Origin of the sequence: Shimia sp. FJ5, from assembly GCF_032918335.1 — a bacterium.
Lineage (GTDB): Bacteria > Pseudomonadota > Alphaproteobacteria > Rhodobacterales > Rhodobacteraceae > Shimia > Shimia aestuarii_A.
In genome coordinates, this window is the sequence record NZ_JAWJUV010000003.1 from 72061 (window position 1) to 84865 (window position 12805).

Consider the following 12805-nt stretch of genomic DNA (forward strand, 5'->3'; position numbering starts at 1 on the left):
AAAAGCCCGCCGGATCCCGGCGGGCTTTTGCTTTGGGATCAGACCTTCTGAAGATGGTCGAACTCTGAGGTTAAGGTCCCGACGCCAAGGCTCACTGAGCGCAATTCGGTGACGATATCGCCCATTTCCGCCGCCGGGATCAGGGCTTGCACCTCGTCCCAACCGGGCCAGCCGGGTTTGGCGTCGAAACCTAGGAGTTGGCCGCGCCGTCCGGTGGCGATGCGCTGCACCTTGGGGGTGAACTCGGACGGGGCGGAGAGGGTCACTTTCTGCACAGGTTCAAGCTTGATCGGGGCGCACTTGGGGAGGGCTTCGCCCATCGCCTTGGCGGCGGCCTTCTGAAACGCCATGTCGGAGCTGTCGACATTGTGGTGGCTGCCATCGACGAGCGTCACGGCGACATCGACGATCGGGTAACCGTCAGGACCTTTGTCGAGGAAGGCACGGATGCCTTTTTCCACGGCGGGGATATATTGTTTGGGCACCGCGCCACCAACGATGCGATCATCAAAGGCAAAGCCCGTGCCGCGCGGCAGGGGTTTGATCTCAAGCTCTACATCCGCGAATTCGCCGTGGCCGCCGGATTGTTTCTTGTGGCGGGCCTTCTGTGTGATGGACTTGGTGATCGTGCCGCGGAACGGCACAGTCGGGATGTCTTGGGTCAGGGACAGGCCAGTGTCGGCCTCAAGCTCTTTGAGAGCGATCTGAAGCTGGATCGCGCCTTGGCCTTCGAGGATCAACTCGCCAGTTTCGGGGTCATGCGCGGCGCGGATCGAGGGATGGGCCTCGGAGAGACGCGCGAGAGCTGCGGAAAGGCGCACCTCGTCTGCGTGGTGATCGGTTGAGAGGGCAAGGGCGAACATCGGCGTCGGCGGAGCGGGCCAGTCGGCCTTGGTTGTGCCACCCTCAGTCAGGAAATCGCCGGTTCTGGCCTCGGCCATGCGTCCAAGAGTGACCACCGCGCCGGGACCGGCCTTGCCAACAAGCGTTGTCTTGGCGCCGAGCGGTTGGCCGACATTGGCGACACGGTCGCCATTGAGCACATCGCCATCTCCGATCTCACCGGACCAGACCCGCACATGGCTTTGCTTGCCCGCCTTGCCCGCGTAGCCGGTGTTGAACACCTGCGCGGATTTGGCAGCCTCGGGCAGGCCAAGCCGGGCGGCTGTTTCAGCGGGGGAGGGCGCATCGTGGCGCAGCGCCTTCATTAGGCGGGTGACGCCGTTCTCGTTCTCGGCGGAACCAAAGAAGACTGGCACGATCAGGTCTTTGCGCAGGTCACGGACGAGGTTTTCATAGACGTCGCCCGTCGAGGGCGCGACATCCTCAAGAAGTTCCATCATCAGGGCATCATCGAAATCTGCGAGTGATTCCAGCATGGTATTGCGCGCACCTTCTTCGAGCGCGGCCATGTCCTTGGGCATGGAAATCATCTCGGATTTCTTGTGTGGCTCCCAGCGGAAGGCGCGTTCGCTCACAAGGTCGACCATGCCCGTCAACTGGCCGTCTGCGTCGCGGATCGGAATTTCGCGCAGCAGGAGCGGGCGGGACGAGATCGCCTGAAGCGCCTCGAAAGTGGCGCGCACGGAGGCGTCTTCCTGATCCATCTTATTGATGTAGAGCATGTGCGGGATATTGCGGTTATCCAAGAAATGCAGGACCGGCGAAAGGGTCACGGCGCGTTCCGGCTTGGGATCGCAGACCACCACGACCACATCCGCCACCATCATCGCGCATTGCGCGTCATGGATCAGTTCGACCGAGCCAGGGCAATCGATCACGGTCCAGGCGTCGCCAAGATAATCGAAAGAGGCGATATTGAGGTCGGTGGACATGGTGCGGGCGCGGGCCTCTGCGCCACTGTCGCCAAGGCTCGTGCCGTCCTTGACGGAGCCGCGCCGGGGAATCGCGCCGGCGCTAAAGAGGATATCCTCGAACAGGGTTGTCTTGCCGCTTGAATAAGGGCCGACAAGGGCGGCAACGCGCGCGCCATTGGATTGGTCTGTCATGGGTGTCCTCCATCTGCCGAGTGTCTTGGCTCGGACCGCAGGAAGGCAGTCGGGACACCTGCGGTCCCGGTATGGCCACAGTCCGCAGCAGTATGAGACGCGTCCATGACTTGTGTCAAACCGCCGCGGGAATCGCCCGGAAGCGCCCGAAGATCAGTGCGAAAAATGAGGGGGAAAGTGGTGGGCGACCTTGGAATCGAACCAAGCGTGCGTCTCCGCGAGGGAGTTACAGTCCCCTGCCACACCTTGCGGCCTGTCGCCCACTTTCCTTGGCCTTGCGGCCTCGGTGTGAGGGGCTGATTACCGGGACAGAAAGGGGGCGTCAACAAGAAAATCTCTTGCACATGGCCCGCGCCCGTCGCATTGCTGGGGGCTCATGAAAAACGGGGAAACCGGGCAATGAAAAAACCGAAATGGGTCGTTGAGAAGGAACAGCAAAAGCGCAAGGCGGCTGCGGAAACCCTTTGGCTTTTCGGTCTGCATGCGGTGCGCGATGCGTTGATGAACCCGGCGCGCGAAAAGCTTCGGCTTGTGGTGACGAAGAACGCGCATGACAAGCTGTCCGAGGCGATTGAAGCGTCCGGGATCACCCCCGAGGTTGTCGATCCGCGCAAGTTCTCTGTGCCGATTGATCCGCAATCCGTACATCAGGGGGCAGCGCTCGAGGTGAAGCCCTTGAATTGGGGCACGCTGGCGGAGCGGGCGATTACTGGCGGCGATCGTCCGTTGCGATTGATTCTGCTCGACCGGGTAACCGATCCGCATAACGTTGGCGCGATTTTGCGCTCGGCCGAAGTTTTCGGGGCGCAAGCGGTGATCGGGACGCGTCACCATTCGGCGCCGGAGACGGGGGCGCTTGCCAAAACCGCGTCGGGCGCGCTTGAGCGTCAGCCCTATCTGCGGCTGCGCAACCTTGCCGATGCCATCGCGGAGTTGCAGGGGATGGGATACCTCGTGCTTGGTCTTGACGGCGAAGCCGAGCAGACCATCGAAGAGGCGCTCGACGGGCGCACGGATGCGCCTGTGGCGCTTGTCCTTGGGGCGGAAGGACCGGGGCTGCGCCAGAAGACCAAGGAGACCGTGGACGCGCTCGTGCGGATTGATTTCGCAGGTGGTTTCGGCTCGCTCAATGTCTCCAACGCCGCTGCTGTCGCGCTTTATGCGTCACTGCCGCGCAAGGGCTGAAAATCCGCAGGCTTCGCCCTAGATAGGGGCGAGACCAAGGAGAGACGATGCCCCAGACCCCCAAGATCGCCACTTGTTGTTATTGCGGCACCCGTGCGGCCCTCGTGTTCAAGGACAGCGGGCGGCATGAACTGGCCTGTTCGGCTTGTGGCGCGCCGCTGCATGAGTTGAAGCAGATGCCGAGTGCGCCGCAAAAGCAAGAGCGCGTCAAGGTGGTGCATGTGCCGGTCTACCGCGATTCGAAACCGTCTAAGCCGAAGCGGAAGAAGAAACGCAAAAAGAGCTGGTCCCGGCGGTTCGCCGAGGAGCTTTTTGACGTGGTCGAGGATATTTTCGACTAAACACCTCAAGATCACAGCTTCTTGAGGAGTCTTTAAAAAAACCGCAACACACCTATGTCTTTCTACACGAGAGGCGGCAACGGAACTGCTGTCTCTGCGTTTACTGTCCCTCGTTCCGTACCTAGCGCCCAAGTCTGCACTTGGGCGCTTTTTTCTTCCGCAAAGCCGCGCTAGGGTTTGGCCTATGCAGTACTCTGATCAACTTCTCAAAGATGTCCTGAAGCGCACCAAGTCGGTGGCGGTCGTGGGCGTGTCGATGAACCCGGTGCGCCCGAGCTACTATGTGGCGCGCTACCTGTCGCTCAAGGGCTATACCGTGATCCCGGTCAATCCGGGGCATGCGGGCAAGATGCTCTTTGGTCAGACCGTGCGCGCGAGCCTTTCAGAGATCGATGTGCCGGTGGATATGGTGGATATTTTCCGCCGTTCCGAGGCGGTGCCGCCGATTGTCGACGAGGCGTTGGAGCATCTGCCGGGGTTGAAGACGATCTGGATGCAGATCGGGGTCGAACATGCCGAAGCGGCAGCCAAGGCAGAGGCCGCGGGCCTGACCGTGATCCAGAACCGTTGTCCGAAGATAGAGTATCAACGCCTGTTCGGCGAATTGCGCATGGGCGGGTTCGCGACAGGCGTGATTTCCTCAAAGCTCTGAAACGGATTAGCCCTTGGGGCGGGCGGCCTTCTCGGCGATGCCGCTGGTGCCTTGGCGGCGGGCGAGTTCTGCCAGCACCTCGTCGAGGCTGACGCCGCGCGATTGCAGCATCACCAGCAGATGAAACAGCACGTCGGCGCTCTCGGAGATGAGGCCGTCGCGGTTGTCCTTGACCGCTTCGATGATCGCCTCGACCGCCTCTTCACCGAACTTCTCGGCGCATTTCTCCGGGCCTTTGGCGAGGAGCTTGGCAGTCCAGCTCGAGTCCGGGTCGGCTTCGGCGCGGGCGGCGATGGTCTTGGCAAGGTCGTGCAGCGTCATGTCAGGTGCCTCATCGGGATGCCGGCGTTTTCCATATAGGCCTTGGCCTCTTGGATCGTGTATTCGCCAAAGTGAAAGATCGAGGCCGCGAGAACCGCGCTTGCGCCGCCTTTGGTCACGCCTTCGACAAGGTGGTCAAGCGTGCCGACACCGCCAGATGCAATCACGGGAACGTCCACGGCCTCCGAAATGGCTTTGGTCAGGGGCAGGTTAAAGCCGGACTTGGTGCCGTCGCGGTCCATCGAGGTCAGCAGGATTTCGCCTGCGCCTTTCTCCACGACCAGCTTGGCAAATTCGACCGCGTCGATGCCGGTTGATTTGCGTCCGCCATGGGTAAAGATCTCCCATTTGCCGGGCGAGACGGTCTTGGCGTCGATGGCGACGACAATGCACTGGCTACCGAACTGTGCGGCGGCTTCGGCCACGACATCGGGGTTGGCGACAGCGGCAGAGTTGAACGAGACCTTATCGGCCCCGGCCAGAAGCAGACGTCTTACATCCTGCACCGTGCGCACGCCGCCACCGACGGTCAGCGGTACGAAACATTGCTCAGCGCAGCGCTGCACCATGTCGATCATCACGCCGCGGTTGTCATGGGTGGCGTGGATGTCGAGGAAACAGATCTCGTCCGCGCCCGCCGCGTCATAGGCACGCGCCGCTTCCACCGGATCGCCCGCATCGCGCAGGCCGACAAAGTTTACGCCCTTGACCACGCGGCCATCGGCAACATCGAGACAAGGGATCAGACGGGTTTTCAGCATATCGGGTTTATGCGCCTTTTCAGGGAAGTGGGGAAGGGGGGATCAGCCCTTCATGACGGCAAGCGCCTCGGCAAGGTCGATGGCCCCGTCATAGAGCGCGCGACCCGAGATCGCGCCGTTGAGCGCCGCGCCGCAGGATTTGAGCGCCCGCAGGTCATCGAGCGAGGACACACCGCCAGAGGCGATGACGGGGATCGAGACGGCCTTGGCGAGTGCCGCGGTAGCCTCGACATTGGGGCCTTTCATGGCACCGTCGCGCATGATGTCCGTGTAGATGATCGCGGCAACGCCTGCGTCCTCGAAGCTGCGCGCGAGGTCGGTGGCGTCGACGTTGGTTTCCTCGGCCCAGCCTTTGGTTGCGACCATGCCCCCTCGGGCATCAATGCCCACGGCGACTTTGCCGGGGAAGGCGCGCGCCGCTTCGCGCACGAGGTCCGGGTTCTCGACCGCCACGGTGCCGAGAATCACGCGGGCGAGGCCCTTGTCGATCCAGCTTTCGATGGTTTTCATGTCGCGGATCCCGCCGCCAAGCTGGGCCGGGACTTTGGTTTGCTTGAGGATTTCCTCGACCGGGGCGGCATTGACCGGCGCACCGGCAAAAGCGCCGTTCAGATCGACAAGGTGCAGCCATTCACAGCCTGCCTTGACGAACTCGAGCGCTTGGGCGGCGGGGTTCTCGTTGAACACCGTTTCCTGCTCCATGTCTCCATGCACGAGGCGCACAGCGTTGCCGTCTTTGAGGTCGATGGCGGGGTAGAGGATCATCTCGGTCGTCCTGTCAAAAATGCGTCGCGGATGCTTTGGCATGAGGTCGCGCGAAATGCAACGTGACCCAAAGTCAGGGTTGATCGGAATCGCGCTCTTGTGGACACTTTCGCTCAGGACATGGGAGGAAAACATGAAAAAACTCGTTCTCGCAGCGGCTCTGACCGCGGCTTCTGCCACTCTGGCGCTTGCCGATCCGGTGCTTGGCACCTGGAAGACCGAAGTGGATGATGGGTCATACGCGCATATCTCGATGACGCCTTGCGGCGACAAGATCTGCGGCACGATTGCCCGCACTTTCGATGCCAATGGCGAATACAATTCCCCGAACAAGGGCAAGACACTGGTGCGTAACATGGTGCCCAAGGGAAGCGGAAAATATGAGGGCAGCGTATGGCGCCCGTCCAATGATAAGATCTACATCGGCAAGATGGATTTGAACGGCAACAAGCTCAAGCTGCGCGGTTGCGTGGCGGGCGGCCTCTTCTGTTCGGCGCAGAACTGGACCCGCGTCAAGTAAGACAAGTGGGTTGGGGGCAGAGCCCCCAGCCCGTCAAGGCCGCCAGGTCAGGAAATTCCCGATCATGCGCAGGCCAACCGCCTGGCTTTTCTCTGGGTGGAACTGCATGCCCAACATGGTGTCGCAGCCAATGATCGCCGTAACGTCGCCGCCATAATCCACATGCGCGATCCGCTCAGCGGGTTTGGCGACGTGGAATTGGTAGGAGTGGACGAAATAGGCGTGATCGCCGGTCGCGATCCCGTCGAGCACCGGGTGAGGCTGGTCGATCACGAGGTCGTTCCAGCCCATATGCGGCACTTTCAGAGCGGTGTCGGCCGGGGTGATCTTTTCCACGTCTCCCGCGACCCAATCGAGGCCGGGGGTCTCTTCGTATTCATGGCCTGTCGTCGCCATCAACTGCATACCGACGCAGATACCGAGGAAGGGGCGGCCCTTGGCTTCGACCGCTTCGACCATGGCGTCATAGATGCCCTTGTGGCCGCGCAATTCGGCGGCGCAGGCCGGGAAGGCGCCGTCGCCGGGCAGGACGAGCCGGTCGGCCTTGGCCACGGTCTCGGCGTCGGAGGTCACGACGACCGTGCCGCCATCCACCTCGCGCGCCATGCGTTGAAACGCCTTCTCGGCCGAGTGCAGGTTGCCGCTCTCGTAATCAATGATTGCCGTCAGCATGGGCTTAGAGCGCTCCCTTCGTCGAGGGCACGGCGTCGGCCTTGCGTGGGTCGGTCTCGACCGCTTCGCGCAGGGCGCGGGCCACGGCCTTGAACGTCGCCTCGGCGATGTGGTGGCTGTTGAAGCCGTGGATCTGGTCCACGTGCAGCGTGATGCCGCCATGGGTCGAGAGCGCTTGGAAAAACTCGCGCACCAGCTCTGTGTCGAAGGTGCCGATCTTGGGGGTCGGCATTTCGACGTTCCAGATCAGGTAGGGCCGGGCGGAAAGGTCAAGCGCCGCGCGCACCTGCGCGTCGTCCATGGGCAAGTGGCAGGCGGCATAGCGGCGGATGCCGCGCTTGTCGCCAAGCGCCTGTGTCAGGGCCTGTCCGAGCGCAATGCCGGTATCCTCGACCGTGTGGTGGTCGTCGATGTGGTAGTCGCCCTTGGCACGGATCGTCATGTCGATCAGCGAGTGGCGCGAGAGCTGATCCAGCATGTGATCGAAGAACCCGACGCCGGTCTGGTTGTCATAGACGCCGGTGCCATCGAGGTTGATCTCGACGGTGATCTTGGTTTCCGCGGTGGTGCGGCTGATCTCTGCCTTGCGCATCGTCAGGGTCCTTATACGTGGTCTGTCGCGGCTCTTATAGGCGGGTGCAGAGGCGGGGCCAAGAGTGCAGGTTTCGGGATTGTCGCCCCGTGCCAATTGTGCCAGCCTAAGGCCAAAGAGAACGAGGCCCCGATATGAGCACCTGCGTCTATGTCCAGATCCGCTGCAAACCCGGCACCACCTATCGCGTGGCCGAGGAAATCGCGCTTAAGGAAATCCATTCAGAGCTGTTTTCGACCAGCGGCGATTTTGACCTGCTGATGAAGCTCTACATTCCCAAGGACGAGGATGTGGGGAAATATATAAACGATCACTTGCTAGATATTGACGGCATCGAACGGTCGTTGACCACGCTGACCTTCAAGGCGTTCTGAGGGCGGTGTTTGAGTGTGCGCGGCCAAGGCCGCGCGCAGGATATCTCGTCAGCGCCCCCTTGGGCCGCTGCCTGCGGGATGTGCCTCCGGCGGGGGTATTTTCGGCAAGAGGAAGATCACGCCGTTGGCGCGCCGTTGATCCACGTGGCGCGGATGGCGCGATCGTCGCCCATCATGATTGTGGAGAAAAGGGCTTCCCAGATATCTCCGGCGCGTGCGCTGCGCTGGGCGATGTCGGGCGTCGAGGCGAGGTCGAGCACGACGAGATCGGCTTCCATGCCGGGGGCAATATTGCCGATCCTGTCTTCCATGTGCAGCGCCTTGGCCGAGCCAGCGGTGGCGAGCCAGAGGAGCTGCGCGGCGTGCAGGGAGTTGTGGCGCAGGTGGGCGATCTCGTAGGCGGCGGCCATGGTGCGCAGCATCGAGAAGGAGGAGCCGCCACCGGTATCCGTCGCGAGCCCAACGCGCTGCCCTTCCGCCATGAGGCCGCCCATGTCGAACAGGCCGGAGCCGATGAAGGTATTTGATGTGGGGCAGTGGATCAGCCCGGCGCCGACCTCGCGCAGGCGGTCCTTTTCGCGTTGTTCGAGGTGGATGGCGTGACCGTAGAGCCCTTTTTCGCCCAGAAGCCCGTAGGCCTCGTAGGTGTCGAGGTAGTCGCGGGCCTCTGGGAAGAGGGATTTGACCCAAGTGATCTCGTCCGTCTGTTCGCTGAGGTGGGTCTGCATCAGACAATCGGGGTGTTCGCCCCAGAGCGCACCGAGCGCGGCGAGTTGATCCGGCGTTGAGGTGGGCGAAAAGCGCGGCGTGATGGCATAGGAGAGGCGATCGACCCCGTGCCATTTGCCGATCAGCGCCTTGCTGTCGTCATAGGCGCTCTGGACCGTGTCGCGAAGACCTTCGGGGGCGTTGCGGTCCATGCAGGTTTTCCCTGCGACGACGCGCTGTCCGCGCTTTTGGGCCTCGGCAAAGAAAGCATCGACGGATTCAGGGTGAATGGTGCAGTAGCTGACCATGGTGGTGACGCCATGGGCGCGGGTCAGGTCGAAATAGAGCGCGGCGATCTTGGCGGCATAGGCCGGGTCTCCAAAGCGCATTTCTTCGGGGAAGGTGTAGGAGTTGAGCCAGTCGATCAGGCGTTTGCCCCAGCTGGCGATGATGCCGGTCTGGGGGTAGTGCACATGGGCATCGATGAAGCCAGCACAGATCACCCCCTCGCCATAGTCGATGCGCGCCACCTCGGGGTGGGCTGCGAGGAGCGTGTCGGCCTCGTCTTCGGCGACGATACGGCCGTCCGCGACCAGAACCGCGCCGCGGCGACGGAAGCGCGCGGCCTCGGCCACCGGTGTCTCGAAGGGATTGGCCGCAAAGCCAAGCGTTTGGCCCAAAAGCAGTTTCGCCTCTGTCATGGTCGTCTCCGAGATGTCAGGCAATTTGATATAGGATACTGTCTTTTGATCTTGTCGTGAAACCCGGCAATTCCGTGAAAGTGTTTCAACATGGCGCCATGTGACGGGAGCGGGGCGGGCGATGCGCGCGAGGGATGCTCAATCGGGCGTATTGCCCGGAAATCAGGCGTGAAATCGCCGCGCGCCATTGAGTTTTCGACCTGCTTTCCCCTAATGTCAGCAGCAAGAGATGCACAAGATCACGCGGAGGGGGCAGCATGAGCCAGACGACCGAAACCGACACCCCCGAAAGCGAGGCCGAGGACGAGGCCTATGTGATCGATCGCAGAGCCATCGCGGCAATCCTCTATGCAGTTGAGATATGGGATCAGGAGAAGCTCTTCGAGCTGATGGAGCCGCTCCATCCGGCCGATATTGCCGACATTCTTGAACAGATCAACGCCTATGACCGTCGCCGCCTGATCGAGTTGTACGATCAGGAATTCGACGGGGAAATCCTGTCTGAACTGAAGGAAAGCCTGCGCGAAGAGGTCATTTCGGTTCTGAAGCCGGGCGTTCTTGCCGAGGCGGTGCGCGACCTTGAGTCCGATGACGTTGTTGACCTTGTCGAGGATATGGACGAGCCGCAACAGGAGGCGATCCTCGAGGCGCTCGAGGAATCTGACCGGGTTGCGGTGCAGACCTCGCTTGCCTATCCGGAGGAGTCCGCGGGTCGTTTGATGCAGCGCGAAACGGCCTGGGCGCCGGAGCATTGGAACGTGGGGCAATGTATCGACTACCTGCGCAATGCCGAAGACCTGCCGGAACAATTCTATCACGTGATCCTTGTCGACCCCAAGATGAAGCCCGTGGGCAATGTCACATTAGGACGGATCATGGGGTCGCGGCGCGAAGTCCTGTTGCGGGATATCGTCGAAGACCTTTTCAAGACCATACCGGCGACGCAGGACGAAGAAGACGTGGCCTATGCGTTCAATCAGTATCACCTGATCTCGGCGCCGGTTGTGGACGAGAATGACCGGCTTGTCGGGGTCATCACCATCGACGACGCCATGGCGGTTCTGGACGAGGAACACGAGGAAGATATCCTGCGCCTTGCGGGTGTGTCGGCGGAAGGGTCGCTTTCGGACAAGGTCATCGAGACCGCGAAGCAGCGCTTGCCGTGGCTTGCGGTCAACCTTTTGACGGCGATCATCGCCTCGCTTGTCATCGCGCAGTTCGAAGATACGATCAGCCAGTTTGTTGCGCTTGCCGTGTTGATGCCGATCGTGGCCTCGATGGGCGGCAATGCGGGGACGCAATCGCTCACCGTGGCGGTGCGCGCACTTGCCACCAAAGACTTGACCGGGGCAAACGTCTGGCGCGTGATCCGACGCGAGGTTCTGGTCGGGCTTGGCAACGGGTTGGCGTTTGCGCTTGTCATGGGGGTGATCGGGCTGATCTGGTTCGGGTCGATGACGTTGGCCTATGTGATCGCTGTCGCGATGGTGATCAATCTGGTCGTGGCCGGGCTTGCCGGGACGGTGGTGCCGGTGCTTCTTGAGCGCATCGGTGTCGACCCGGCATTGGCCTCGGGCACCTTCGTCACCACGGTGACGGATGTGGTTGGGTTCTTTGCCTTCCTCGGGTTGGCGGCGATGGTTCTGACCTGAGGCCGGAGGGGCGTTTCATGGAGCTTGCAGAGATCAAGAACGCCGCCCGTGCTGCGGCCTTTGCCCGTCGCAAGGAAGCATTCGAGGCGGCACCGCCGGGACAGTCGGCGCACCTCTCAGAAGTGCTTGCGGGCTATCGCGGCGTGCCTCTGGCGGGGTTCATGCCGATCCGTACCGAGATCAACCCTCTGGCCGCGATGGCCGAGGCGGCGGCACATGGGCCGGTGGGGGTGCCGGTGATCCAGGGCACGGGCCTGCCGCTCGAGTTTTCGCGCTGGGAGCCGGATTTCGTCCTGCGCGAAGGGCCGTTCGGGGCAATGGTGCCGGAGACGGACGATTTCTTTGAGCCGGAGATCCTCATCGTGCCACTTGTCGCGTTTGACGCGAAGGGGGGGCGGCTAGGCTATGGCGGTGGATTCTATGATCGCACGCTTGAGCGCCTTCGGGCGCGCCGCGCGACATTGGCCATCGGATTCGCCTTTGCCGCGCAGGAGGCAGAGGCGCTGCCGCTTGAGCCGACGGATCAGCCGCTTGACATGATCGTGACCGAGCAGGACATCCGCGATCTGCGCTAGGCAGATGGGGTAGAAAGGGGCCAGCCCCTCTTGGCCGCGGGGCGGCCAATTCACCCCGGGATATTTCCGGCAAGAGGAAGAACCGTCACGATCGCTTGTGTTCCCGCCTGTTCCCCCTTGCCCGCGCGCGGGGATGGAGGTAGCCAGAACCGCATGAGACTTCTTTTTCTGGGTGATGTCATGGGGCGCGCGGGGCGCGCCGCTGTGGCCGAACATCTGCCACGCCTGCGCGAAGACTGGCGCTTGGATTTCGTGGTGGTCAATGGCGAGAACGCCAGCAATGGCATGGGGCTTTCGGGCGCGCATGCCAAGGACTTGCTTGATGCGGGGGCGGATTGCCTGACGCTCGGCGATCATGCCTTCGACCAGAAAGACATGATGCAGTTCATCCAGACCGAGCCGCGGATCATCCGACCGGTGAACTATGCCCATGGCGATGTGCCGGGGCGTGGCTACCGTGTGTTCGAGGCACGGGGCGGGCGCAAAGTCCTTGTCGCGCAGGTTCTTGGTCAGGTGTTCATGAAGCGTCCCTTCGACGATCCGTTTTCGGCGATGGATGCGATCCTGCGCAAGCATCCGCGCGGCGGCATGGTGCAGGCGGCGCTTGTCGATGTGCATTGCGAGGCGACCTCGGAAAAGATGGGGATGGGCCATTTCTGTGATGGCCGCGCGAGCCTTGTCGTCGGCACCCACACCCACGTACCCACGGCGGATGCGCAGATCCTTCCTGGCGGGACGGCGTTCCTGTCGGATGCGGGGATGTGCGGCGACTATAACTCTGTGATCGGTATGGAGAAAACCGAACCGATGCGCCGTTTCGTGACCGGCATGCCGAAAGCGCGGTTTACCCCGGCGCTCGGCGAGGCGACGGTTTCGGGGGTCTATATCGAGACCGATGATCGCACCGGTGAGGCGACGCGGATCGAAATGGTACGACGTGGCGGGCGGCTTTCGCCAGCGGGGCCTCTGTGAGCCGG

General features: G+C 62.2%; 15 protein-coding genes and 1 tRNA gene. 8 read left to right on the forward strand and 8 right to left on the reverse strand.

The window, feature by feature from the left end; translation table 11 throughout:
* Positions 1-38 precede the first annotated feature (38 nt).
* Positions 39-2009 (reverse strand): elongation factor G, encoded by a 1971-nt coding sequence (locus R1W01_RS11010; protein ID WP_297756614.1) that lies wholly within the window; start codon positions 2007-2009, stop codon positions 39-41.
* Positions 2010-2187: 178 nt separating this feature from the next.
* Positions 2188-2271, reverse strand: a tRNA-Tyr gene (locus tag R1W01_RS11015).
* Positions 2272-2408: 137 nt separating this feature from the next.
* Between R1W01_RS11015 and rlmB the strand changes: the two genes are divergently transcribed.
* The 3 genes from rlmB (at position 2409) to R1W01_RS11030 (ending at position 4187) form a co-directional block, all read left to right on the forward strand.
* Positions 2409-3194 (forward strand): 23S rRNA (guanosine(2251)-2'-O)-methyltransferase RlmB, encoded by a 786-nt coding sequence (rlmB, locus tag R1W01_RS11020; protein ID WP_297756613.1) that lies wholly within the window; start codon positions 2409-2411, stop codon positions 3192-3194.
* A 47-nt stretch (positions 3195-3241) separates the two neighbouring features.
* A complete protein-coding gene (locus R1W01_RS11025) occupies positions 3242-3535 on the forward strand; it encodes a hypothetical protein (protein WP_243612154.1) in 294 nt (97 codons plus the stop codon).
* A 184-nt stretch (positions 3536-3719) separates the two neighbouring features.
* The gene (locus R1W01_RS11030) at positions 3720-4187 is read left to right on the forward strand and encodes a CoA-binding protein (RefSeq protein ID WP_243612153.1); all 468 of its coding nucleotides are present in this window, start codon (positions 3720-3722) and stop codon (positions 4185-4187) included.
* A gap of 6 nt (positions 4188-4193) precedes the next feature.
* On the opposite strand, the gene R1W01_RS11035 is transcribed toward R1W01_RS11030, so the two are convergent.
* From R1W01_RS11035 to hisA, 3 genes are read right to left on the reverse strand one after another with little or no spacing between them, the layout of a single operon-like run.
* Positions 4194-4508, reverse strand: coding sequence for a phosphoribosyl-ATP diphosphatase (locus R1W01_RS11035; RefSeq protein ID WP_297756612.1), 315 nt, complete (start codon positions 4506-4508; stop codon positions 4194-4196).
* On the reverse strand, positions 4505-5269 hold the full coding sequence (hisF, locus tag R1W01_RS11040; protein ID WP_297756611.1) for an imidazole glycerol phosphate synthase subunit HisF: 765 nt from the start codon (positions 5267-5269) through the stop codon (positions 4505-4507). The genes R1W01_RS11035 and hisF overlap by 4 nt, the downstream gene beginning before the upstream one ends.
* Before the next feature lie 42 nt (positions 5270-5311).
* Positions 5312-6034 carry a 1-(5-phosphoribosyl)-5-[(5-phosphoribosylamino)methylideneamino]imidazole-4-carboxamide isomerase gene (gene hisA, locus R1W01_RS11045; protein ID WP_243612150.1) on the reverse strand — a complete coding sequence of 241 codons (723 nt, stop codon included), beginning with the start codon at positions 6032-6034 and terminating at the stop codon, positions 5312-5314.
* A gap of 133 nt (positions 6035-6167) precedes the next feature.
* Here hisA and R1W01_RS11050 point away from each other — a divergent pair, with 133 nt between their 5' ends.
* Positions 6168-6554 carry a DUF2147 domain-containing protein gene (locus R1W01_RS11050; RefSeq protein WP_243612149.1) on the forward strand — a complete coding sequence of 129 codons (387 nt, stop codon included), beginning with the start codon at positions 6168-6170 and terminating at the stop codon, positions 6552-6554.
* Between the two features lie 33 nt (positions 6555-6587).
* Here R1W01_RS11050 and hisH read toward each other — a convergent pair whose 3' ends face one another.
* Positions 6588-7226 (reverse strand): imidazole glycerol phosphate synthase subunit HisH, encoded by a 639-nt coding sequence (gene hisH, locus R1W01_RS11055; RefSeq protein WP_297756610.1) that lies wholly within the window; start codon positions 7224-7226, stop codon positions 6588-6590.
* A gap of 4 nt (positions 7227-7230) precedes the next feature.
* Positions 7231-7818 (reverse strand): imidazoleglycerol-phosphate dehydratase HisB, encoded by a 588-nt coding sequence (gene hisB, locus R1W01_RS11060; RefSeq protein ID WP_243612147.1) that lies wholly within the window; start codon positions 7816-7818, stop codon positions 7231-7233.
* A gap of 134 nt (positions 7819-7952) precedes the next feature.
* On the opposite strand from hisB, the gene R1W01_RS11065 reads away from it, so the two are divergent.
* Positions 7953-8192, forward strand: coding sequence for an Lrp/AsnC ligand binding domain-containing protein (locus tag R1W01_RS11065; RefSeq protein WP_243612146.1), 240 nt, complete (start codon positions 7953-7955; stop codon positions 8190-8192).
* 116 nt (positions 8193-8308) lie between these two features.
* Here R1W01_RS11065 and guaD read toward each other — a convergent pair whose 3' ends face one another.
* The gene (gene guaD, locus R1W01_RS11070) at positions 8309-9601 is read right to left on the reverse strand and encodes a guanine deaminase (RefSeq protein ID WP_297756609.1); all 1293 of its coding nucleotides are present in this window, start codon (positions 9599-9601) and stop codon (positions 8309-8311) included.
* Between the two features lie 257 nt (positions 9602-9858).
* On the opposite strand from guaD, the gene mgtE reads away from it, so the two are divergent.
* The 3 genes from mgtE to R1W01_RS11085 all read left to right on the forward strand — a co-directional run bounded on the left by mgtE (position 9859) and on the right by R1W01_RS11085 (position 12800).
* Complete coding sequence (gene mgtE, locus R1W01_RS11075) at positions 9859-11253, forward strand: magnesium transporter (protein WP_243612144.1); 1395 nt, start codon at positions 9859-9861, stop codon at positions 11251-11253.
* 17 nt (positions 11254-11270) lie between these two features.
* Positions 11271-11828, forward strand: coding sequence for a 5-formyltetrahydrofolate cyclo-ligase (locus R1W01_RS11080; RefSeq protein WP_243612143.1), 558 nt, complete (start codon positions 11271-11273; stop codon positions 11826-11828).
* Positions 11829-11981: 153 nt separating this feature from the next.
* Complete coding sequence (locus R1W01_RS11085) at positions 11982-12800, forward strand: YmdB family metallophosphoesterase (protein ID WP_297756608.1); 819 nt, start codon at positions 11982-11984, stop codon at positions 12798-12800.
* The last annotated feature ends 5 nt before the right edge of the window (positions 12801-12805 follow it).